Annotated in this window: 18 protein-coding genes; 8 read left to right on the top strand and 10 right to left on the bottom strand. The window is 73.3% G+C overall.

The genetic code is table 11. The features are described from left to right. Nucleotides 1-64 precede the first annotated feature (64 nt). From ACFY0P_RS39865 to ACFY0P_RS39895, 7 genes are all read right to left on the bottom strand, one after another. Entirely contained in the window at nucleotides 65-1,315 is a 1,251-nt protein-coding gene (locus ACFY0P_RS39865) for an acyltransferase family protein (RefSeq protein ID WP_388925011.1), read from the bottom strand. Nucleotides 1,316-1,423: 108 nt separating this feature from the next. Next, entirely contained in the window at nucleotides 1,424-2,464 is a 1,041-nt protein-coding gene (locus ACFY0P_RS39870) for a cation diffusion facilitator family transporter (protein ID WP_388925014.1), read from the bottom strand. Between the two features lie 170 nt (nucleotides 2,465-2,634). Beyond that, nucleotides 2,635-4,122: a hypothetical protein gene (locus ACFY0P_RS39875; RefSeq protein WP_388925405.1), complete on the bottom strand. Its 1,488-nt coding sequence runs from the start codon at nucleotides 4,120-4,122 to the stop codon at nucleotides 2,635-2,637. Between the two features lie 114 nt (nucleotides 4,123-4,236). Further along, nucleotides 4,237-4,905: a response regulator gene (locus ACFY0P_RS39880; RefSeq protein ID WP_388925017.1), complete on the bottom strand. Its 669-nt coding sequence runs from the start codon at nucleotides 4,903-4,905 to the stop codon at nucleotides 4,237-4,239. After that, a complete protein-coding gene (locus ACFY0P_RS39885) occupies nucleotides 4,902-6,203 on the bottom strand; it encodes a sensor histidine kinase (RefSeq protein WP_388925408.1) in 1,302 nt (433 codons plus the stop codon). Before ACFY0P_RS39885 ends, ACFY0P_RS39880 begins: the two co-directional genes overlap by 4 nt. Before the next feature lie 28 nt (nucleotides 6,204-6,231). Then, complete coding sequence (locus ACFY0P_RS39890) at nucleotides 6,232-7,074, bottom strand: ABC transporter permease (protein WP_388925020.1); 843 nt, start codon at nucleotides 7,072-7,074, stop codon at nucleotides 6,232-6,234. Then, nucleotides 7,071-8,018, bottom strand: coding sequence for an ABC transporter ATP-binding protein (locus tag ACFY0P_RS39895; protein ID WP_388925023.1), 948 nt, complete (start codon nucleotides 8,016-8,018; stop codon nucleotides 7,071-7,073). Before ACFY0P_RS39895 ends, ACFY0P_RS39890 begins: the two co-directional genes overlap by 4 nt. A 271-nt stretch (nucleotides 8,019-8,289) precedes the next feature. Between ACFY0P_RS39895 and ACFY0P_RS39900 the strand changes: the two genes are divergently transcribed. The 5 genes from ACFY0P_RS39900 to ACFY0P_RS39920 all read left to right on the top strand — a co-directional run bounded on the left by ACFY0P_RS39900 (nucleotide 8,290) and on the right by ACFY0P_RS39920 (nucleotide 13,122). Beyond that, nucleotides 8,290-9,120 (top strand): GAF and ANTAR domain-containing protein, encoded by an 831-nt coding sequence (locus ACFY0P_RS39900; protein WP_388925026.1) that lies wholly within the window; start codon nucleotides 8,290-8,292, stop codon nucleotides 9,118-9,120. Between the two features lie 150 nt (nucleotides 9,121-9,270). Then, nucleotides 9,271-9,885 carry a DUF1326 domain-containing protein gene (locus ACFY0P_RS39905; protein WP_388925028.1) on the top strand — a complete coding sequence of 205 codons (615 nt, stop codon included), beginning with the start codon at nucleotides 9,271-9,273 and terminating at the stop codon, nucleotides 9,883-9,885. Beyond that, complete coding sequence (locus ACFY0P_RS39910) at nucleotides 9,882-10,640, top strand: DUF2182 domain-containing protein (protein ID WP_388925030.1); 759 nt, start codon at nucleotides 9,882-9,884, stop codon at nucleotides 10,638-10,640. The genes ACFY0P_RS39905 and ACFY0P_RS39910 overlap by 4 nt, the downstream gene beginning before the upstream one ends. A gap of 284 nt (nucleotides 10,641-10,924) precedes the next feature. After that, a complete protein-coding gene (locus tag ACFY0P_RS39915; protein WP_388925032.1) occupies nucleotides 10,925-12,280 on the top strand; it encodes a beta-1,3-glucanase family protein in 1,356 nt (451 codons plus the stop codon). Between the two features lie 182 nt (nucleotides 12,281-12,462). Further along, complete coding sequence (locus ACFY0P_RS39920) at nucleotides 12,463-13,122, top strand: zinc ribbon domain-containing protein (protein ID WP_388925035.1); 660 nt, start codon at nucleotides 12,463-12,465, stop codon at nucleotides 13,120-13,122. On the opposite strand, the gene ACFY0P_RS39925 is transcribed toward ACFY0P_RS39920, so the two are convergent. Continuing rightward, on the bottom strand, nucleotides 13,111-13,800 hold the full coding sequence (locus ACFY0P_RS39925) for a GNAT family N-acetyltransferase (protein WP_388925038.1): 690 nt from the start codon (nucleotides 13,798-13,800) through the stop codon (nucleotides 13,111-13,113). The genes ACFY0P_RS39920 and ACFY0P_RS39925 overlap by 12 nt on opposite strands. A 151-nt stretch (nucleotides 13,801-13,951) precedes the next feature. Between ACFY0P_RS39925 and ACFY0P_RS39930 the strand changes: the two genes are divergently transcribed. From ACFY0P_RS39930 to ACFY0P_RS39940, 3 genes are all read left to right on the top strand, one after another. Then, nucleotides 13,952-15,163: a permease gene (locus ACFY0P_RS39930; RefSeq protein WP_388925041.1), complete on the top strand. Its 1,212-nt coding sequence runs from the start codon at nucleotides 13,952-13,954 to the stop codon at nucleotides 15,161-15,163. A gap of 409 nt (nucleotides 15,164-15,572) precedes the next feature. After that, nucleotides 15,573-17,156: an adenosine deaminase gene (locus ACFY0P_RS39935; protein ID WP_388925410.1), complete on the top strand. Its 1,584-nt coding sequence runs from the start codon at nucleotides 15,573-15,575 to the stop codon at nucleotides 17,154-17,156. Nucleotides 17,157-17,307: 151 nt separating this feature from the next. Next, nucleotides 17,308-20,481, top strand: a complete 3,174-nt coding sequence (locus tag ACFY0P_RS39940; RefSeq protein ID WP_388925043.1) for an ATP-binding protein — start codon at nucleotides 17,308-17,310, stop codon at nucleotides 20,479-20,481. On the opposite strand, the gene ACFY0P_RS39945 is transcribed toward ACFY0P_RS39940, so the two are convergent. Together ACFY0P_RS39945 and ACFY0P_RS39950 are read right to left on the bottom strand one after the other, a co-directional pair. After that, nucleotides 20,459-21,253: an ABC transporter permease gene (locus ACFY0P_RS39945; protein WP_388925046.1), complete on the bottom strand. Its 795-nt coding sequence runs from the start codon at nucleotides 21,251-21,253 to the stop codon at nucleotides 20,459-20,461. The genes ACFY0P_RS39940 and ACFY0P_RS39945 overlap by 23 nt on opposite strands. Beyond that, a complete protein-coding gene (locus ACFY0P_RS39950; protein WP_388925049.1) occupies nucleotides 21,250-22,233 on the bottom strand; it encodes an ATP-binding cassette domain-containing protein in 984 nt (327 codons plus the stop codon). Before ACFY0P_RS39950 ends, ACFY0P_RS39945 begins: the two co-directional genes overlap by 4 nt. Between the last annotated feature and the right edge of the window lie 79 nt (nucleotides 22,234-22,312).

A 22,312-nucleotide genomic window follows, 5' to 3' on the forward strand; every position in this document is an offset into this window, starting at 1 on the left:
CGGAAGTCTCGGCGGCCCTTTCGCGTCCCGGATCAGCTCACAGCTCCCGATGCCGGGGCGCTGGTCACAGGGCCGGTGGTCCCGCGGCGGCGACTGCCGGTTCCGGTCGGCGCCCGCGGACCGGGTGGTGCCGCAGCAGGGGCCGCTCGACGAGTACGTACGAGGCGAGGGCGGCGGCGAGCGTCGCCGCGAGCCCGGCGGCGAGCAGGCGGCCGCCGTGCACACCGAGGTCGGAGAGCAGCCGGATGACGGGGTAGTGCCACAGGTACATCCCGTAGCTGAGGTTGCGCCCGACCCACACCGGCACGGCCGGCGACAGCAGACGGGAGGGCCACGCCCGCGGGCACAGCTCGAGTGCGGCCACCACGCAGGCCGACAGCACGGCGGCGGCCAGGAATCCGACCGTGTACCAGAGGGGATTCCACCTGTTCGTCTCGGTGATCGGGATCTGCCAGGCGATCAGTGCCAGCAGCGTGAGCGCGAGAGGGCAGAGCCGTCCCGCCCAGCGGCGCAGCAGTGCCAGACGAGGGTCCTCGGCACGCAGCCGGGCCAGGACGAGGGCCAGCAGGGCGCCGACGAGGAGCTGGTCGGCGCGGGTGTCGGGGCCGTTGTAGATACGGTGTGCCGCGGCGGGATCCCAGAGCACCGTCCGCCAGAGCACCGGCAGGACGCAGAGCACCGCGGCCCCGCCCAGCACCGCCCGCGCCGTCGCGTGCCGCAGCAGGACCAGCAGGAGAAGCGGCCAGGCCAGGTAGAACTGCTCCTCCACACCCAGGGACCAGGTGTGGCCGAGCGGCGCGGTGAGATCCGAGTACGTCCCCGGGTCCGCCGCCCGTACGAGATTGACCACCGACCCCGCGGCCAGCACCGCCGCCGCCCACGCCCCGTCGAACAGGGGCAACGCGAACCGCGCGGACAGCAGGGCGGCGACCGCGCACATCACCAGCAGGGCCGGCATCAGCCGCAGCCACCGCCGCCGGTAGAACGACCACAGCCTGATCCGGCCGGTACGGGCGTACTCGGCGACCAGCAGCCGGGTGATGACGAAGCCGCTGATCGTGAAGAACACGTCCACGCCCACCGAGCCGCCGGGCACCAGGTCCGGCTCGACGTGGTAGACGATCACCAGCACCACCGCGACCGTGCGCAGTCCGTCCAGCCCCGCCACCCGCCCACCACCGCGCCGTGCCGACGGGAAGCCGCGCCCGCCGCCGCTGCCGCCTTCGGGCGGCGAGGGGACGGGCGGTGGAGTCGCCCGCACCACAGCGCTCCGCCGCGTGGCCTCGTCCGCCGTGCTCCGCTGGAGGGTGCTCATGACCGCGTCGTCTGCCCAGGCGCGGCGGGATCACACCCGTTTCTCCCGCTCGGGGCGCCGCCCGTAGGCGAGCGGGGACCACGGGCCGAGGCCCGGGGCGTCCCTCCGTCAGTGGTCGTGCGGGCCCGGCCGGTGCACGGGCCCGTGGGCGTCGTCGCAGTGCTCGGCCGGTTCCGGTTCGGCCGACGAGGCGGCGATCTGCAGCAGTTCCTCGCCGTCCCCGCCCTCACCGAGGTGGTCGACCTGGAGGGTGGCGTGGGTGATGCCGTGCTCGTCGCGGAGCAGGTGCTGGAGGTTGCGTCGTACGGCGTGGCAGTCGCCGCCGGGTTCGACCAGGACATGGGCGGAGAGGGCGGGTTCGCCTGAGGTGATGGTCCACAGGTGCAGGTCGTGGATCTCGACGACCTGGGGCCGCCCGGCCAGTTCGTCGCCGATCGCGTCCGGGTCCAGGCCGACCGGGGCGGCTTCCAGGAAGATCCGGCCGGAGTCGCGGACCAGGCCGTAGCCGGCCTTGACCATCAGGGCGACCACGACGAGCGTCGCGATGGCGTCGGCGCGGGCGAAGCCCGTGAGGACGACGATCAGCGCGGCGACGGCGGTGCCGATGAAGGCGAACAGGTCGTTGAGGATGTGCTGGTAGGCGCCCTCGACGTTCAGGGAGTCGCGGTTGGCCTTGGAGATGCACCAGGTGGCCACCACGTTGACGACGATGCCGGCGAGCGCGGTGGCGAGCATCAGGCCGCCCTCGACCTCGGGCGGACTGATCAGCCGTCGTACCGCCTCGTACGCGAGCCAGGTCCCGAGCAGGAGCAGGGTGAGGCCGTTGGCCTGGGCGGAGAGGATCTCGGCGCGCTTGAGGCCGTAGGTGAAGCCGCCGCGGGCGGGGCGGGCCGACAGCCGCATCGCGACGAGCGCGAGCACGATGGAGGCGGCGTCGGTGAGCATGTGCGCCGCGTCGGAGATCAGGGCCAGGGAGCTCGCGACGACGCCGACGACGACCTCGGCCGCCATGAACACCGTGATGAGGGTCAGCGCCATGGCCAGCCAGCGGCGGTCCGCGTCCGCCGAGACGCCGTGGGAGTGCCCGGCGTGGCCGCCCGCGCCGTGGCCGTGCTCGTGACTCCCGTGGCGGTGCTCGTGGTCGCCCATGGCGTTCGTCCTCCCCCTCGCGTCAGGTGTCCGGCTCGCAGTGAAACGCATGGTCGGGGTTATTGCCAAAGGCTGCATCGGTGTCCGTTGTCATCTCCGATAGTACGCCTCTGACCTGCGAATACGCGGATGCCCGGGACGGCGACGGGGCCGGTCTCCGGTCCCGGCGGTCACCCGCCCCGCCGGGTGCCGGGTGCCAGGTACGCGCGGAGAACGCCGACCTTCTCCTCGGGCCAGGTGCGCGCGTACGTGGGCGGACGGCCGTGCGGCCGCGTAAGGACGGCGAAGGACGTGCGGTGGGCGGCGCGCTTCAGCTCGGCCACGGTGGTGCGGGCGTCATGCCCCTTCGTCTGGGCGGAGCCGCAGCCGGCGTAGAAGGCGACGGGGACGGCCTCGTAGCCGCTGAGCAGGCACGGCGGCCGTACGCCACGTGCGTGCAGGGCGGCGGCGGTGCGGGCCCATTCGGCGCGGGAGGCTGCGGAGCTGTGGACGGTGTGCTCCAGGACGACGTACTGCACGGCCAGATGGCCTGCCAGGCCGACCGCCAGGAGGCCGACGGCCAGGATGCGCCCGGCCCGGTGCGCCGGGGCGGTGACCAGGTGGACGAGGCCGTGGGCGACGGGGAGGGCGAGCAGGGCGTAGGCGGGCAGCAGGAAGCGGGGGGCCGCGTAGCCGATGAGGAACAGGTAGGGGACCGCGGCCGTGACGGCGCAGGCCAGGGGAAGCAGCACGGGCAGCGCGCGCCGGGCGCGGACGGCGACCACCGCGCCGAGGACGGCGAGGACCGGCAGCGCGAACCACCACAGGGTCACCGCCGGGTGGGGAGCCGCTCCGGTGCACGGGCGGCACAGGGTGCGCCCGCCGAGGCTGCGCAGCTGGTCGGCCACGGCGAGATGCCAGCCGAGACCGCCCTGGATCGCGGAGGCGGCGGACAGGCGCTGTGCGAGGCCGCCGTAGCTCGTGTACGCCTCGATCACCCACTCGCCGGCCCCCGCCACCAGCCCCGCGGCCAGCACGGCGAGAAGACGCGGGCGGCGCAGGGAGAGGGCGAGCAGCGGCAGCACGACGTAGACCGCGTCCGTCGGGCGCATCCCCGCCATCAGCGCCGCGCCCGCGAACACCCCCCACCGGGCCGCCCGGTCCCGGGCGTTCGCGCGGGCGCGCAGGAAGCAGCCGGCGCAGGCCAGGGCGCCGATGGCGACCCAGTAGTTGGGCATGGCCTCGGGGCCGTAGAACAGCGTCACCCACAGCGAGGCGAACAGGCCGCCGGCCAGGGCCAGGGCACCGGGTCCGAAGTGGCCCCGCCAGACGCGCAGGGCGAGGTAGAGGGCCAGTCCGGAGAGGACGGCCAGGTAGGTCCGGAGCAGGACGGTGGAGTCGGACCACGACGCGATCGGGGCGACGAGGAGCGAGATGCCGCGGGAGCGGGGCGCGCTGAAGTAGGCGGCGGGCACGTGACCGCTGACCTGGCTGACGTAGACGGTCTCGTCCCAGCCGAGGCCGAGATCGGGCCGTACGAGGACGAGCTGGGCGAGCGTGAACGCGGCCGCGACCGCTCCGAGCCGGGGGTCGCCTCGCGGGCGCCGGGGCCGGACGGCCTGCGCGGGAAGGCCGGTGCGCGGGGCACCGGTCGTCGTGGCGTTCGAGCCGTCGGCCATTTCGCACCTCTCGTCGTCGTACGCCACGGGGCCGGCTCCTCCTACGGCTTGTAGGAGAACATCCCACCCTACGGCTCACATGGTGAGAGGGAGGCAAGAAAGCGCCGGTTCCCGTCAGCCGGCACCGGGGCGGGCGATTCCCTGGTCGTAGGCGAAGATCACGGCCTGGACGCGGTCCCGGGCGCCGATCTTGGCCAGGACGCGGCCGACATGCGTCTTCACGGTGGACTCGGCCACGACGAAGCGGGCGGCGATCTCACCGTTGGTCCAGCCCTTGCCGATGGCGACGAGGATCTCGCGCTCGCGTTCGGTGAGGGCGGCCAGCCGCGGGTCCTCGTCCTGGCCGCCTCTTCCGGCGGGCACGTGCCGGGCGTACTCGTCCAGGATGCGGCGGGTGAGGGCCGGCGCGATCACCGCGTCGCCCCCGGCGACCGCGCGGATCCCGGCGAGGAGCTCCTCGGGGCGCGCGTCCTTGAGGAGGAAGCCGCTGGCTCCGGCCCGCAGGGCGGCGTGCACGTACTCGTCGACGTCGAAGGTGGTCAGCACGAGGACCCGGGACCGCCCCCCGGCCTCGGCGATCCGGCGGGTGGCCTCGATGCCGTCCATGCCGGGCATCCGTACGTCCATCAGCACGACGTCGGGACGCAGTTCGGCGGTCCTGCGGACGGCCTCGACGCCGTTCGCGGCCTCACCGACCACCTCCGTCTCGGGCATGGAGTCGAGCAGCACCCGGAAGCCGTAGCGCTGCAGCTGCTGGTCGTCGACGACGAGCACCGTGGTCACCGGGTGCCTCCCCGCGGTGTGAGGTCGAGGGCGGCCTCCACGGCCCACCCCCCGTCGGCCGCGGGTCCGGCGCTCACGGTCCCTCCGTACAGCGCCGCTCGTTCACGCATGCCCACGAGTCCGTGTCCTTCCTCGTTCCATGGTCCGGGGTCCCCGGCCGGGCCGTTGTCCCGGATCCGGATGACGAGCCGTTCGTCCCCGACGACGACCGACAGGTTCACCTGGGTGCCGGCACCGGCGTGCTTCAAGGCGTTCGTCAGGGCTTCCTGGACGATGCGGTAGACCGTCAGCTGCATTCCCCGGTCCAGGGCGTCCACCTCGCCGACGGTCCGGTAGACGATCTCCAGTCCGGCGGTGCGTACGCCGTCGCACAGCGCCTCGATGTCCGCGAGGCCGGGCTGGGGGCTGAGTTCGGGTGCCTGGCGGGCGCCGTCCGAGGCCTCGCGCAGGACGCCGAGCACCCGGCGCAGCTCACCGAGGGCCGTCCGGCCGGTGTCGCCGATGAGCTGGAGGGCCTCCTTGCCGCGTTCGGGAGCGGTGTCGGTGGCGTACGCGCCCGCGTCGGCGAGGGTGATGATGACGGACAGGTTGTGGCCGACGATGTCGTGCATCTCACGGGCCACCCGGGCGCGTTCCGTGGCGGTCGCGAGCCTGATGCGCTGGTCGCGTTCCGTCTCCAGCCGCGCCGCCCGCTCCCGCAGCCCGGCGAGCTGCGCCCGCCGGGTCCGCACCATCAGGCCGACGGCCAGGGCCGCGGTCGCCGTGCTCAGCAGGAAGAACAGGGCGTCCCAGACGGACATGGCCGACGACACCCGCACCGCGACCAGCACCATCCCCGCGGCCATGACGGCGCAGGCCCACGGCAGGCGGCGCAGCCGCCCGTGCAGGGCCAGGCTGTACAGGGCGACGAACAGGGCGACGTCCGCGCGCAGCACGGCATCCAGCGACCACTGCAGGACGAAGACCGCGGCGATGGTGACGAAGGCCGCCATGGGCCGGCGCCGCCGCCACAGCAGCGGCAGCACCAGACCGGCCTGCAGGGCCAGCATCGCCGCCAGGGGAAGCTCGGTGAAGGCGAACCGGAACCTGTGCCGGTCGCCCCCGTCCCCGTCCCCCACACGGCCGTGGTGCAGCAGGTCCGGCAGGCAGAACATGAGGAAGACCAGCGCCGCCACCGCGGTGTCCAGCACCCACGGGTGGGCGCGGTCCGCCTCCCGCAGCCGCTGGCCGGCCCGGGCGAGCCGGGCGGCCGGCGGTCCCGCCGCGCCGATGTCCCCGGCGGAGGTGGTCGTCGTCAAGGTGGTCACCTGCCCATGGTGCAGGCAGTCAGACGTCGCTGCGCACGAGCCGGTACGCCGCCCCCGCCAGTGCGAGCACCGTCCAGCCGAGGAATACCAGCAGCCCGGCGGTGGGCGACAGGGTGGTGCTGTCGTGGGTCAGGGCGAACATCGACTCGCCCGCGTTGCTCGGCAGGTAGGGGCTGATGTCGTCCTGCCAGGAGCTGGGCAGCAGGGAGATCAGGCCCGGGACCAGCATCAGGGAGGCGACCAGTACCGAGATGCCGCCCGCCACCGACCGCAGCAGGGCGCCCAGGGCGGTGCCGATGACACCGACCAGGCCGAGATAGAGCCCGGCGCCCAGCAGGCTCCGTACGACGCCCGCGTGCGAGAGGCCCATGGCCGCGGGCGTGCCCGAGACGATCTGGCTGCCGAAGAGGAAGGCGACGAATGCGCCCAGCGTTCCCACCACCAGCGCGACCAGCCCGAACACCGCCGCCTTGGACCACAGGACCGGCAGCCGGCGCGGTACGGCCGTGAGCGTGGAGCGGATCATTCCGGTGGAGTACTCCCCGGCCGTGACCAGCACGCCGAGCACGCCGAGGGCGAGCTGGGCGAAGTTGGTGCCGAAGAGGGACAGGCTCACGGCCGTCGCGGTGGCGAAGTCAGGGTCCTGGTGCGGAGAGCCGACGCCGGACTTGTAGTGGTTCGCGGCAATGAGCCCGAAGGCGACCAGGAAGAGCAGGCCGAGGCCCAGGGTGATCCAGGTCGAGCGCAGCGACCACAGCTTGGCCCACTCCGAGGCCAGCACGCGCCGTCCGGTCACCCGGTAGGCGGGGCGGGCGGGGGCGGCCGGGGAGGTCTCCTCGACGGGTGCGGTGAGGGTGCTCATGCCGCACTCCCCTCGGCCACGCGGGTCTCGATGCCGGTCGTGGAGCCGTGGTACTCCACGGCATCCCTGGTCAGGTTCATGAACGCCTCCTCCAACGACACCGTCCGCGCGGTCAGTTCGAACAGCGCGATCCCGTGCTCGGCCGCCTTCAGGCCGATCTCCCGGGCACTGAGCCCGCTCACCTGGAGCTCCTCGGAGCCGGCCCGGCCGGTGATGTCGACGCCGGGACCGGCCAGTGCCTCCCGCAGCCGGGCCGGGTCCTGGGTGGCCACCTGCACCGTGTCGCCGCCCGCCTCCCTCACGAGGTCCGCCACCGTGGTGTCGGCCAGCAGGCGTCCACGCCCCACGATGATCAGGTGGTCCGCGACCAGGGCCATCTCGCTCATCAGGTGCGAGGACACGAACACGGTCCGGCCCTCGCCGGCGAGGGCCTTCAGCAGGTTGCGGATCCACAGGACGCCCTCCGGGTCGAGCCCGTTGACCGGTTCGTCCAGCATCACCGTCTGCGGATCGCCCAGCAGCGCCGCGGCGATACCGAGCCGCTGCCCCATGCCGAGGGAGAACGCACCGGCCCGCTTCCTCGCCACGCTGCCGAGGCCGGCCAGTTCGACGACCTCGTCGACCCGGCGGCGCGGAATGCCGTGGGTCAGCGCGAGCGCCAGCAGGTGGTTGTAGGCCGAGCGGCCCGGGTGGATCGACTTCGCCTCCAGCAGCGCCCCCACCTCCTGCAGCGGCGCCTGGTGACGGGCGTAGTGCCGGCCGTTGACCGTCACCGACCCGCCGGTCGGGGCGTCGAGACCGACGATCATGCGCATGGTCGTGGACTTCCCCGCGCCGTTGGGCCCCAGGAAGCCGGTCACCGTGCCCGGCCGCACGACGAAGTCCAGCCCGTCGACGGCCGTCTTCTCGCCGTACCTCTTGGTCAGCTGCTGTGCGTCGATCATGCGCGCCTCTCCCTGTCGGAACCGGCGTCCGTCTGTCGCCCCTGACGCCTCGGCGACAACGCTAGGAGCCGAAACGCCCCGATTCGGTGGTACCGGGGACTGATCCGCGCCCCTCGGGTCGTACCGCGGTACTACGCGCCCGTGCGCCCTCGGTCGCACCGCTCGGCGACCGTAAGCGAGGTGGCGCATACCGCGGGAGAACATGCCGGGCGGAAGACGGGAAGACGGGAGGGGGCTGTCAGGCACGCGGGTCAGATCAGGAGTTGCACACATGACCGAGAATTCCGGTACGCCTGCTCACCGTCCGGGAGAGCATGGGTCCCAGGACGCCGAGCAGCAGGTGATCGACGCACGGAACAGGAAACTGGCACGGGCCGGTGTCGCCCGGGCCGAACGGCTCCTCGTCTCCTCGTACCGGCTCTCCTCGGAGCAGGAGGCGTTCGACCTGCTGCGGCGCGCCTCCCAGCGGTTCAACGTCAAACTGCACACCCTCGCCGAAACGGCCGTCCACCTGCCCGCCCCGCAACCGGACGCCTCCAGCTGGGTGCCGGGCCGACCGCGCCCGGCCGCTCCGCCGCTGCCCGCCCTGGGGACCGGCGAACGACGACTGACCGACGACAGCGCCGTCCTCAAGAGGGCCCTGGACCACACCCTGCACATCACCGGTGCCGAGATGGGCAACGTGCAGCTGGTGCAGAACGGCATGCTCCGCATGGAACACCACACCGGGCTGAACGGGCGCTTCACCGACTACTTCGCCTTCGTCGACACCTCCACCACCTCCTGCGCGCAGGCCGCGGAGCAGAGCAGGCAGGTCACCGTCGAAGACGTCGCCGCCTCCGACACCTTCGACGAAGCCTCCCGGCAGACGATCCTGCAGACAGGCAGCCGCGCCTGCCACAGCGCACCCCTGCTGAGTCCCAGGGGCACCGTCATCGGCATGATCTCCTCCCACCACGACCGGCCCCTCCACCACCTCACCGCCGCCCAGTCGGCAGCACTCGACCAGCTCGGCAGGCAGGTCGGCCGCTGGCTGGTCTGGCACCGCAACACCACCGTGATCTCCGCCCTCAACCACCTCCACACCACCGTCACCCGCTGACATCCGCCCTGGCGCGGAGGGGCGCCTTGCGGGGTCGGCCGGCCGACGGCGGATCTGCGCGACGGGGGTCGTCGGGAATAGCCTGAAGAAGGTCGGTACCGGGACGGAACGGGCCTTCCCGGGGCTCATCGCCGAAGGGGAGGTAGAGCCATGCCCTGGAATCTGAACGGCACATATCTGGAGAGTTGCAACTGCGACGTGGTCTGCCCCTGCACCACCTCGGGTCTCACCGCGGCGGCCGACCACGAGCGCTGCCGGGTGACCTTCGCGTTCCACGTGGACAGCGGGAGCGTGGACGGCGTGGACGTCTCCGACCGCAGCGTCGCCCTCTTCATCGACGCTCCCCGGGTGATGGCCGAGGGAGGCTGGCAGGTGGCGCTCTACCTCGACGCCTCGGCCGACGACGGCCAGGCGGAGGCCCTGGGCAGGGTCTTCTCCGGCGAGGCCGGCGGGCCGATGGCGGCACTCGCGCCGCTCATCGGCAAGATCCTCGGTGTGGAGCGCGTGCCCATCGAGTACCGCGACGACGGCCGCAGCCACGCCGCGCGGGTGGGCGACGTCATCGACATCGAGATCGAGGACCAGGTCGCCCCGCAGTTCGGCGAGGACGGTCCGGTCATGCGCCTGACCGGCATGTTCCACCCGGCGAACAGCACGCTGGCCATCGCCCGGTCCACCCGGGCGAGGGGCGGCGGCGTGTACGGCCGGTCCTGGGACTTCTCCGGCGGCAACGGGCACTCGGCGCCCTTCGCGTGGTCCGCGTGACCGGTCGGCCGGTCACCGTCCGCCGCGGGGCGGGCCCCGCCGGACTGCTCCTGGTCGCGGCGGCCGCCGCCTGGGTCTGGGTGGTGACGCGCTGGAGCGGCGCACCGGCGATGCCGGGCACGATGGGCCTGGGCCTCCCCGCTTTCCTGGCCGTGTGGACGCTGATGACGGCTGCGATGATGCTGCCCGCCACGGCACCCGTCGCCGCGCTGTACGCCCGCACCCTCACCGCGTACCGGGCGCCGCGCATGATCGTCTTCACGGTCGCCTACCTGCTCGTCTGGGCCGCGGCCGGGCTGCCGGCGTACGGGCTGGCCGCGGGCCTGGGCCGGGTGGGGAGCCTCCCCGCCGCGACGGGGACGGCGGTGGCCGCGGCCGTTTTCGTCGTCGGCGGCGTCTACCAGCTCACGCCCCTCAAGGACCTCTGCCTGGCGAAGTGCCGCTCGCCGGTCGGGCTGATGCTGCGCTACGCCTCGTACCCGGGGCCCTCGCGTGATCTGCGGGCCGGAACCCACCACGGGGCCTTCTGCCTGGGCTGCTGCTGGTCGCTGATGGTGCTGCTGGCGGCGTTCGGTGTGATGAACCTGTGGGCCATGGTGGTCCTGACCGCCGTGATCACCGCCGAGAAGCTGGCTCCGGGCGGCCACCTGGTGGCCCGCGCCGTGGGCATCACCTCGCTGGCCCTGGCCGTCGCCGTCTTCTGGTTCCCGGCGCTGGCTCCGGGGCTCACCTCCGGCGGTATGTCCACGATGTGAGGACCGGGGACGGCACGCAAAGGTCCGTACCGGATGCGTCAAGGGTTGTAATAACGGTTCCGCCTCGGGCCGTCGGAGCAGTCGGAAACCAAATGCGACGGATGGCATGTGCGCGACGCACAGGGCCAGGATCAGCACCATGTCGTCCACGGAGCCTCAACCCGGTTGATTTCGGCTTCAGTTGTTGACGGCGGGCAGCCACGGGTCTACAACCCGAGGGAGCGCTCTCATGTCTGCTGTTGCTCCATCCCCACGCACGCCGAACCGGCTTGAGGAGACTTCGCATGCAGAGTTCCGCCGGCGCACCCACCCGCAGACCACCGGCCGCCGCCGTACGCCCGAGCACGGCCCTCGGCCTGGTCGTCGTCCTGATCGCAGCCTTCTTCGCGGTCCTCGCCCCGTCGCCCGCGCACGCCGCCGACCAGTTGCTGTCCCAGGGCCGGCCCGCCACCGCCTCCTCGACCGAGAACGCGTCCTTCCCCGCGAGCGCGGCGGTCGACGGCAACACCGGCACCCGCTGGTCCTCGGCCTTCGCCGACCCGCAGTGGCTGCAGGTCGACCTCGGCTCCGTCCAGCAGCTCAGCAGTGTCACCCTGAACTGGGAGGCCGCCTACGCGAAGGCCTTCCAGATCCAGACCTCCACCGACGCCATCACCTGGACCACCGTCTACTCGACGACCACGGCCACCGGCGGGACCCAGAGCCTCGCCGTCACCGGCAGCGGGCGCTACGTCCGTCTCTACGGCACCGCACGCGGCACCCCGTACGGCTACTCCCTCTGGGAGTTCCAGGTCTACGGCCCCGGGTCCACCACCCCGCCGGACGACTTCTGGGGCAGCACCGGCGACATCCCCGCGGCGCACAACGCCGTCGAGGTGAAGATCCTCAACCGCACCAACGGCAAGTACCCCGACAGCCAGGTGTACTGGAGCTTCAACGGCCAGACGCACTCCATCGCCGAGCAGCCCTACCTCGACATGCCGGCCAACTCCGCGGGCCGCATGTACTTCTACCTGGGCTCGCCCTCCAGCGCGTACTACGACTTCATCGAGTTCACGGTCGGCAACAACGTCTTCAACGGCAACACCACCCGCGTCGACGCCTTCGGCCTGAAGCTGGCCATGCGGCTGCACGCCAAGGACGGTTACGACACCGAGGTCGGCGAGAACCGGCAGACCTTCGCCGAGGACCGCGCCACCACCTTCCAGCGCTTCATCGACGCGGTGCCGTCCCAGTTCGACGTGCTGGCCCAGACCCAGGCCCCGTACCGGATCATCGCGCCCGGCAGCGACCCGAGCTTCCGCGCGGGCGGCGCCAACGCGAACTACTTCACCTCGTACGCCCAGTCGGTGGGCGTGAACGCGGCCACCTCCGACATCTTCGGCTGCGCGGCCTCCCTGGCGTCCGACCCGAACACGTGCGCCGCCCTGAACCGGCACGTCGCCACCCTGCCGGCCTCCCAGCAGTCCGACCCGGCCCAGTTCTACACGGCGGCGCCGGCGAACTACTACGCCAGGTTCTGGCACGACAACGCCATCAACCACCTCGCCTACGGCTTCCCCTACGACGACGTGGCGGGCCAGTCCTCCTTCATCTCGCACGCCGACCCGCAGTGGCTCCTGGTGGCCGTCGGCTGGTAGTCCGTCCGGCCGGTGGCACCCGGTCCGGAGCGCCGCCGCAACCGGCCCCGCCGAGAAGGGCCATGGCCCGAGGCAACCGTCTCGGGCCATGGCCTGTACTCGGCTGCTTTGGCCAGAACCAGTACCGTTTCCCCTGCGTCGTACGGCATGTGTGCCGATGGCCTGACCTGTGGGGGGACCACATGAGCGCCGAGATCTACTTCAGCAACAACTACCGGGACCTGTGCGAGCGGAACGGGACCGGTGCCGGGTTCCAGTTCGAGTTCTCCTGCTCGCGCTGTTACGACACCTGGCGCTCGCCGTTCGAGCCGTACACCGGGGAGCGGGCCGCCACCTGGCTCCACAAGGGCGTCGACGTGGCCTGGGGGCTGCTCGGCCGTACCGGTACCGGACTGACGTCGGCGGCCGACGGGCTGGCGGGGGCCGGCTACGGGCGCGCCCGCGACGAGGCGTTCCAGCGGGCGATCGACAACGCGCAGGGTCACTTCAACCGCTGCGCGCGCTGCACCGACTACGTCTGCGGCCGCTGCTGGAACGCGGCCCAGGGCCTGTGCCTGCGCTGCGCTCCGGACACGGCCGCCGAGGCCATGGCGGCCCAGCAGCGCGGCCTCAACGACATGGCCTCGCAGCGGGCGTACGCGGCCGGGCAGCAGGCCGGGCAGGGCTACGACCCCAGCACACCGCGTCAGTTGGTCTGCCCGCACTGCCGGACCGAGACCCGCGGTGCCGCCTTCTGCTCGGGCTGCGGCCATCAACTGGCCCAGTCCGAGCGGTGTTCCTCCTGTTCCGCGGTGGTGCCGGACGGGGCGGCCTTCTGCCCGGGGTGCGGTTCACGCAGGTAGCGGGGCGGCGCCGTGGCAGCGGGTGGGCGGGGCCGTCGTGGTGCGCTCGAGCCAGCGGGCGTCGATCTCACGGCCGTTCGGGAGGGTGTGGCGTGGCGGCCCGTCGGCCGCCACGAAGCCGGCCCTCGCCAGGGCCCGGCCGCTCGCGGTGTTCGCCGGTTCATGACCCGCTCGCACCGTTCGCAGTCCCAGGTGGGCGTGGCCGAGGACCGCGGCGGCCCGGAACAGCTCCGTGCCGAGCCCCAGGCCGCGCGCCTCGGGCGCCAGCCAGCCGCCGATCTCCCCGGTGTCGGCGTGCACCCCGGTGAAACCGGCGTACCTGCCGTCGTCCAGGCGCACGCCGACCAGGAACTCCTCTTCGCCGGAGACCGGTTCATAAGGCTGGTCCAGCAGGTTCCTGAGGGACCGGGACCTGCGCAGGGTCTCGGTGTCGCCGGGAAGCAGCCGGAGTACGGCTTCGCGGACGCCCGCGTCGGCGACGACGTGGTCACCCCAGCCGAGCCATCGCTGGGCCTCGGGGTCCGAGGCGGCGGCCGCAGCGGCGACGAGGTCCAGCGTGGTCTCCGGGGTGTACAGCAGCAGCCGCTCCGTGCGCAGGGTGTGCCGCCCGTGCCGGCACGGGCCGGGCAGGGGCAGCCTGGGGGCCGTCCGCCTGCGGCGCAACCGTGACCAGACCATGCGGCTCCCCCCTGGGTCCCTCGCGAGCGAGGCGGAGTCTACTGCCGCGTCGCCACCACCCGGATGCCGTGGCACCACTGGTCTACATACCCTCTGGGGGTATATAAACAGAGGGTTCGAATGGTCGCGGTCGGCTGTGAGGGGCGGACACATGCATGCGGTCGGGCACGCGCTCTCCATCGCCGGGTCGATGACCTGGGAGATCACCTGGGCGCTGATCCTGGGTTTCACGCTCTCCGCGGTCGTGCAGGCGGTGGTGCGCCGGGAGACGGTCGTACGGCTGCTCGGGGACGACCGGCCCCGTACGCTCGTGCTCTCCGCGGGGTTCGGCGCCGCCTCCTCGTCCTGTTCCTACGCCGCCGTCGCGCTCGCCCGCTCCCTGTTCCGCAAGGGCGCCGACTTCACCGCGGCGATGGCCTTCGAGATCGCCTCCACCAACCTCGTGATCGAACTGGGCGTGATCCTGGCCCTGCTGATGGGATGGCAGTTCACCGCGGCGGAGTTCGTCGGCGGCCCGATCATGATCGTCGTCCTCGCCGTGCTCTTCCGCGTCCTGCTGCGGGAGCGGCTGCTGCACCGGGCGCGGGAGCAGGCCGAGCGCGGGCTGGCGGGCTCGATGGAGGGGCACGCGGCGATGGACATGTCGGTGGGCGGCGAGGGCGGTTTCGTCCGCCGGCTGTTCTCCCGGGACGGGTTCACGTCCGTCTCCCACATCTTCGTCATGGAGTGGGCGGCGATCCTGCGCGACCTGGTGGCGGGGCTGCTGATCGCCGGGGCGATCGCCGCCTGGGTGCCGGACGACTTCTGGCAGAGCTTCTTCCTGGCCGGGCATCCGCTCGCGGCCAAGCTGACCGGGCCGCTGATCGGTCCCGTGGTGGCCGTCGTGTCGTTCGTCTGCTCCATCGGCAACGTGCCGCTGGCCGTGGTGCTCTGGAAGGGCGGCATCAGCTTCGGCGGCGTCATCGCCTTCATCTACGCCGACCTGCTGATCCTGCCGATCCTCAACATCTACCGGAAGTACTACGGCGCCCGGATGGCCGCCTTCCTGCTGGGCACCTTCTTCGTCTCCATCGCGGTGGCCGGCTACGTCGTCGAGCTCGTCTTCGGGGGCCTCGGGCTGGTCCCCGACCAGGCCGACGCGAAGATCCCCGACGAAGGGATCAGCTGGAACTACACCACGTACCTCAACATCGCCTTCCTGCTGCTGGCCGCCGCGCTGGTCGTACGGTTCCTGCGCACCGGCGGCCCGGCGATGCTGCGGATGATGGGCGGCTCGCCGGACGGCCACGGCGGGGGGCAGCGGGAAGGGCACGGCCACGAGCACATGCACGGCGAGCACCCCCGGCTGGGCGACGCGGACTGAGGGACCGGGGAACGGGGGAGAACGTCCGGGTCCGGCGCATCCATCGTCTGGCCGGGCCTGGACCGTTTCCTCGCCGGCCTCGACCTGCCCGTGCAGTGGCCGCGCAACTTCCTGCCGGCCTATCGCGACGGCCTGCTGGACTACTGCGTCGTCACGGCGGACCGCCCGCCGGCCGACGCCTGACCGTCCCACCGGCCACGGCACGGTGCTGCGCCCGCCCGGGTGGCTCTGCGGTCCGTGCCGCGTGGCTGTCCGGCCGCGGCCGGGCCGACTTGATGATCATCGGTCCGTGACGACCTACGACGGCGCTCGCACCGCCGGCCACCCACGCCGCACGGCGCCCGCCGTCGCAGCCGCCTCCCGGCACCCGGCCCGCGCACGCGCTCTCACCCGCACCCTCGCCGCCGCCCTGACCCTGCTCTGCTGCTCCCTGCTGACCTGCCTGTCGGCCGCACCGCCCGCGGCCGCGCTCCCCCGCCCCCGACGACCCCAGGCCGCCCCGCGCCCCTTGACGGCTGCCGAAGCCCGCACGGACGCGTACCTGGCGTCGCTGCGGACGGCGGCCCCGGACCCCGACGCCCTGCGCGGGTTCTTCCTGAAGCTGCCCAAGGGCGGCGACCTGCACAACCACCTCTTCGGCGCGGTCAGGACCGAGTACCTGATCGCGCTCGCCGCCCGCGACGGGCTGTGCGTCGATACGGCGACGCTGACCGCCGTCGTACCGCCCTGCGGCCCCGGCACCCGGCCGGCCGCCGACGCCCGCGGCGACCGTGGGTTCCGCGAGGCGATCCTGCGGGCCTGGTCCATGTACGACTTCCCGCCGGACCGGAGCGGCCACGACCACTTCTTCGCCACGTTCGACAAGTTCGGGCTGGTGCCCGCGCGCCACCCGGGCAAGGTGCTCGCCGAGGTCGCCGACTCGGTGGCGGCGCAGCACCAGGTCTATCTGGAGACCATGGTCAACCCGGCCTCCGACCGCGCCGAGCGGCTGGCCGACGAGGTCGGCTGGGACCCCGACCTCACCGAGACGTACGCGAGGCTCGCGGCGGGCGGCCGGCTCGACGAGGTGGTCGCCGAGGCGCGCAGGGCGACGGACGACGCCGAGGCCGAGTTCCGGGCCGCCGCCCGCTGCGGCACCGACCGGCCCCGCCCCGGCTGCCGGCTCACCGTGCGCTACGTCTACCAGGCCTTCCGCGGCGAGTCCCGCGAACGCGTCTTCACCGAACTGGCCCTAGGCATGCGGCTCGCCGAGGCCGACCCCCGCTTCCTCGCCGTCAACCTCGTCCAGCCCGAGGACGGGCCCGTCGCGCTGGCCGACTACACCGTGCAGATGCGCATGGTGAGGTTCCTGCACTCGGTCTACCCGGGGGCTCAGGTCACCCTGCACGCGGGCGAGTTGCGGCCCGGCCTGGTCGATCCCGAGGACCTGCGGTTCCACATCCGGGAGGCCGTGGACATCGCCGGCGCCGCACGCGTCGGCCACGGCGTCGACCTCCGCCACGAGGACGACTGGCAGCGGACGGCCCGCACGATGGCCGCCCGGCAGACCGCCGTCGAGGTGCCCTTCACCAGCAACGCCCGGATCCTCGGCGTGCGCGGCGCCGCGCACCCCTTCGGCACCTACCGGGCGTACGGGGTGCCGGTCGTCCTGGCCACCGACGACCCGGGGGTCTCCCGCACCGACATCAGCCACGAGTACCAGTACGCCGCCGAGACGTACGGCCTGACGTACCCGGAGCTCAAGGACCTGGCCCGGGCCTCCCTGGAGTACGCCTTCCTCCCCGGCCGGAGCCTGTGGCGGGGCAACCCCACCCGCGACGGCTACCGCCCCGTCGCCGCCTGCGCCGGGCAGCTCCCCGGCAGCGGGCGTGCGCCGGGCGCGGAGTGCCGGGCCCTGCTCGACGCGAGTCCGAAGGCCGCGGTGCAGTGGCGCGAGGAGGCAGCCTCTGCGGGCTTCGAGCGCGCCTTCGACCGGGCCGTGCCACGGCCTTGAGTTCCGGGTACGTCAGGCTGTGTGTCGACTGCCGCGCCGTCGTGGCTGGTCGCGCCCACGCGGCGGAGCCGCACATTGATACAGCCCCGCGCCCCTTACGGGGCGCTGCAGAACCGCAGCGGACTTCGCCGGACCCGCCTAGTCTGCACGGGTGACCGAGACCCCCGAGCTGACCCTGCTGCCCCGAGTCGCCTGCCGGGGCCGGGAGATCACCGCGCCCCGGCTGCGCGGGCTGCTGGCGCTGCTCGCCGCCGACCTGCGCACCGGCTGCAGCACCGGGCGGCTGGTGGAGGGGCTGTGGCCGGACGAGCTGCCCGAGCGGCCGGGCAAGGCGGTGCAGATCCTGGTGTCCCGGCTCAGGTCGCAGCTGGGTGCCGAGCTGGTCGTGAGCACACCGACCGGGTACCGGCTGGGGCTGGACGAGACGCAGGTCGACAGTTCCGCGCTCCTCGTGCACGAGGCGGCGAGCGCCGAACGGGCCCGGGCGGGGGATCACGAGGGCGCCCTGGCGCGGGCCGAGGCGGGGCTGGCGCTGTGGGACGGCAGCGTGGGCGCCGGGGCCGACGAGAAGGCGCACGACCCGGTGGCGGCGCTGCGGGCCGACCGGCTGCGGGCGTACCGGGCGCTGGTGCGCTCCCACGCCCTCGCGCTCGCCCGGCTGGGCCGGCGGGCGGAGGCCACCGCGCCGCTGGCCGAGCTGAACCGGCGGCTGCCGCGCGACGAGGAGGTGCTCGCGGAGCTGCTGCGTTGCGAGGCCGCCGGCGCGGGGCGGGCCGCGGCGCTGACCCGGTTCGACGGCTACCGGCGCCGGCTCCGGGACGAGCTGGGGAGCGATCCGGGACCCCGACTCCGCGCCGTCCACCAGGAGTTGCTGAGCACGGACACGGCACCGGTCCGGCACGGGGTGCCGCACGAGCCGAACCCGCTGCTGGGGCGGGACGCCGACATCGCCGCTGTGGCCGGACTGCTGCGCGGCGCGCGGGTGGTCACCGTCGTCGGCCCCGGCGGGCTCGGCAAGACCCGGCTCTCGCACGCGGTGAGCCGGGCGGCCGAACAGCCCGTCGTCCACTTCGTCACCCTGGCCGGTGTCACCGACGACGACGTGGCCGACGAGGTCGCCTCGGCCGTCGGCGGGGAGGGCCGCCAGCTCCCGGGCGGGGGCAAGGACACGGTGAGCGGGATCATCGCCGCGCTGGGTCCGGGTCCCGCACTGCTGGTCCTCGACAACTGCGAGCACGTGATCGCCGGCGCGTCCGCTCTCGTACAGGCGCTGGTGTCGCGGTCGAAGGAGCTGCGCGTCCTGGCCACCAGCCGGGCCCCGCTCGGGCTGACCTCGGAGTCCGTGTACGCCCTGCCGGAGCTGTCCCTGGCGACCTCCGTCGAGCTCTTCGAACAGCGGGCGCGGGCCGCCCGGCCCGGTGTGGAGCTGCCCGCCGACCGGATCGCCGAGATCTGCCGCCATCTGGACGGGCTGCCGCTGGCGGTGGAGCTGGCCGCGGCCCGGGTGCGGGTGCTCTCCGTGGCCGACATCGCGCACCGGCTGCGGGACCGTTTCGCGCTGCTGCGCGGCGGCGCCCGGGACGCTCCCGAACGGCACCGGACACTGCGGGCCGTGGTCGAGTGGAGCTGGAACCTGCTGGAGCCCGAGGGACGGGCGGCGCTGCGCGCGCTGTCGGTGTTCCCGGGGGGCTTCGACGCGGACGCGGCGGAGTACGTGCTCGGCGAGGCCGGGGACGACGGCCAGGGCGCGATGGACCTGCTGGAGCAGTTGGCCGGCCAGTCCCTGGTCAAGGTGGGCGAGAGCGCCGCCGGGGTGCGTTTCCACATGCTGGAGACGCTGCGGGAGTTCGGGGCCGCCCGGCGCGCGGAGGCGGGTGAGGACGAGGCCGTGACGGGCCGGTTCCTCGCCTGGGCCCGGGACTTCGGCCGGGCCCACCACGCCGGGATGTTCGGCACCGACGCGCCGGCCTCCTTCGACCGCATCCGTGCCGAGCAGGACAACCTCGTCCTCGCGCTGCGGCACGCCCTGGCCCGCGCCGACGGGCCGGCCACCGCCGCCGTCACCGCCGTGCTGGCCTCCCTGTGGTCCGTCGGCAACAGCTACACCCGGTTCGTCACCCTCGCCGCCGAGACCGGCGGGCCGCTGTCCCACTTCCGGCCGGGACCGGGGCACCCCGAGGACGTGGAGACGGCCCGGAGCGCGGCGGCGGTGTGCGCGGCCGGCCTCTTCATGGGCTACGGCCCGCACGCCGTGCGCCAGCTCGTCACGCTGCGCCGCCTGCCGCCCGCCCCGGCGGACACCGTGCCGCGGGCGCTGGCCGCCGTGCTGAGCGCCGTACCGGACATGCGGCCGCCGGAGTACGCGCGCCTGGAGGAGCTGTGCGACGCCGGAGAGCCGCTGCTGGCGGGCCTCGCGGCGGGCGTCGCCAGCTACCTGTGGGAGTCCGCGTACGAGACGGAGCGCGCGCTGCGGTACGCGCGCCGGATGCTCGCCGCGGTGGGACCGCTCGGCAATCCGATCACGACGCTGCTCAGCCACGGCCGGATCGGCGAGCTGTGCCTCAAGACGGAGCGCGGCGCGGAGGCGTACGACCATCTCCGGGCCGCCGACGCGCTCAGTGAGGCCGGGACCTGGTCGGACGCGATCGGCGTCCGCTACGGGCTGGTCTCCGCCTGTCTGCAGCGCGGGGACGTCGAGGAGGCGGAGTACTGGCTGGGCCGCGCCGCCCCGGACCGGCAGCCCGAGTCCGCCCAGGCCTTCAGCCCCGAACTGCTGCAGGCCCGGGCGGAGATCGCGCTGGCCCGGGGGCTGACCGAGGTCGGCCTCGGCCTGTGGCGGCAGGCGGCGGCCGGGATCCGGACGGCCGGTGCGCTGGCCCCGGACGATCCCTTCCTGGACTCGTGGTCGCTCCAGGTGCAGGCGGCCGCGCTCGCCGCGCACGCGCAGCACGGCCGGCTGGAGCCGGTGGCGGAACTCGCCGGGCACCTGCGGGAGCGGCTGCTCGGGATGCTGTCCGCCGATGGTTCCGGCGCCGGTGACCTGCTGGAACTGCCGGTCTACGGCTCGGTGCTGCTCGCGCTCGGCCACGCCGGGCTGGCCCGGGGCGACGTGGCGGCGGTACGGCTGCTGGCGCTTGCGGAGGTGCTGCCGGTGATGCGGGACCTGCCGACCCTGTCCTCGGCCCGGTCCCGGCAGGCGGCCGAGAACGCGGACGGGGCCGCGTACGCCGACGCGAGGTCGGGGTACGCGGCCCTGGGGCGGGATCAGCTGCGGGCGGCGGCCCGGCAGGCACTGCACGAGGTCACTGCCGGGGCTCGCGGCTGAACCGCGCCTTGGACCACAGGTAGCCCAGCACGGTGAGCCCCACGCCCCAGCCGAGGGCCAGCACCGCGTTCTTCGTGCCGATCTCGCTGCCCAGCAGCAGACCGCGCAGGGTCTCGATGAAGGGCGAGAAGGGCTGGTACTCGGCGAACCAGCGGAACCAGCCCGGCATGGCGGCCACCGGCACGAACGCGCTGGACAGGAACGGCAGCATCACCAGCGGCGTCCCGATGTTGCTGGCGCCCTCGGCGTTGGGGCTGATCAGGCCGATGCCGACGGCGAGCCAGGTGAGCGCGAGGCTGACCAGGGCCATCAGTCCGGCCGCCGCGAGCCACTCCACCGGCGACGCGTCGGGCCGGAACCCGATGGCGAGTCCGATGCCCAGGACGAGGACCAGGGCCGCCATCGTCTGGATCACGCTGCCGACCACGTGGCCGATCAGCACGGAGGCGCGGGAGATCGCCATGGTGCGGAACCGGGCCATGATGCCCTCGGTCATGTCGGTGGCGACGGCCACCGCGGTGCCGAGCGAGGTCATGGCGGCGGTCAGGAAGAGGATGCCGGGGACGAGGTAGGCGACGTACTCGGACCGGTCGGCGTGGCCGCCGGTGAGGCCGGCGCTCATCACGTTGCCGAAGACGTAGACGAACAGGAGCAGCAGGATGACCGGGGTGAGCAGGAGGTTCAGGGTGAGGGAGGGGTAGCGGCGGGCGTGCAGGAGGTTGCGCCGCAGCATGGTCAGGTTGTCGCGGAACGCGTAGCCGGCGGTGCTCATCGGACGGTCTCCTTCTGGTCGGTGCCGGCGGTGCTGTCGTCGCCGGTGGTGGTGGCGGTCAGGGCGAAGAACACGTCGTCCAGGTCGGGGGTGTGCACGGAGAGCTCGTCGGCCTCGATGCCGGCGGCGTCGAGCCAGTCGAGGATGGCGCGCAGTTCGCGCTGGGTGCCGCCGCTGGGGATCTGCAGGGCGAGGGACTCGTCGTCGCGGGTGGCCTCGCGCAGCGCGGTCGCCGCCTGCTCGTAGGCCGCCGGGTCGGAGAACCGGAGCCGGACGTGGCCGCCCGGGACCAGCCGCTTGAGCTCCTCGGCGCTGCCCTCGGCGACGATCCTGCCGCCGTCGAGCACCGCGATGCGGTCGGCGAGCTGGTCGGCCTCGTCCAGGTACTGGGTGGTGAGGAAGACGGTGGTGCCGCCGGAGACCAGCTCGCGGATGATCTGCCACATGGTGTGGCGGGAGCGCGGGTCGAGACCGGTGGTCGGCTCGTCGAGGAAGATGATCCGCGGGCGGCCGACCAGGGTCATGGCGATGTCGAGGCGGCGCTTCATGCCACCGGAGTAGGTGGAGGCGGGCTTCTTCGCGGCCTCGGTGAGGTCGAACCGCTCCAGCAGTTCGGCGGTGACCTGCGGTCCCTCCCGCTTGGCGAGGTGGTGCAGGTCGGCCATGAGGAGCATGTTCTCCTCGCCGGTGATCAGTCCGTCCACGGCGGAGAACTGGCCGGTGACCCCGATGGCGGCCCGTACCTTCTGGGCCTCGGCGGTGAGGTCGTGCCCGGCGATCCGGGCCGTGCCGCCGTCGGCGGAGATGAGGGTGGACAGGATGTTGACCGCCGTGGTCTTGCCCGCGCCGTTCGGCCCGAGGAGCGAGAAGACGGTGCCGGCCGGCACCCGGATGTCGATGCCGTCGAGGACGGTCTTGTCCCCGTAGGCCTTGCGCAGCCCGGTGGCCGCGATCGCGAGTCCGTGTTCGTTCGTCGTCATGCCGCAGAGCGTGCGGCCACGGCGGTTCAGAACGGCTTCAGCCGGGTTTCAGCCCGCCGGGACGGCTTCGGCGCGTTGA

This window comes from Streptomyces sp. NPDC001714 (assembly GCF_042892755.1).
Taxonomy (GTDB): Bacteria; Actinomycetota; Actinomycetes; order Streptomycetales; family Streptomycetaceae; genus Streptomyces.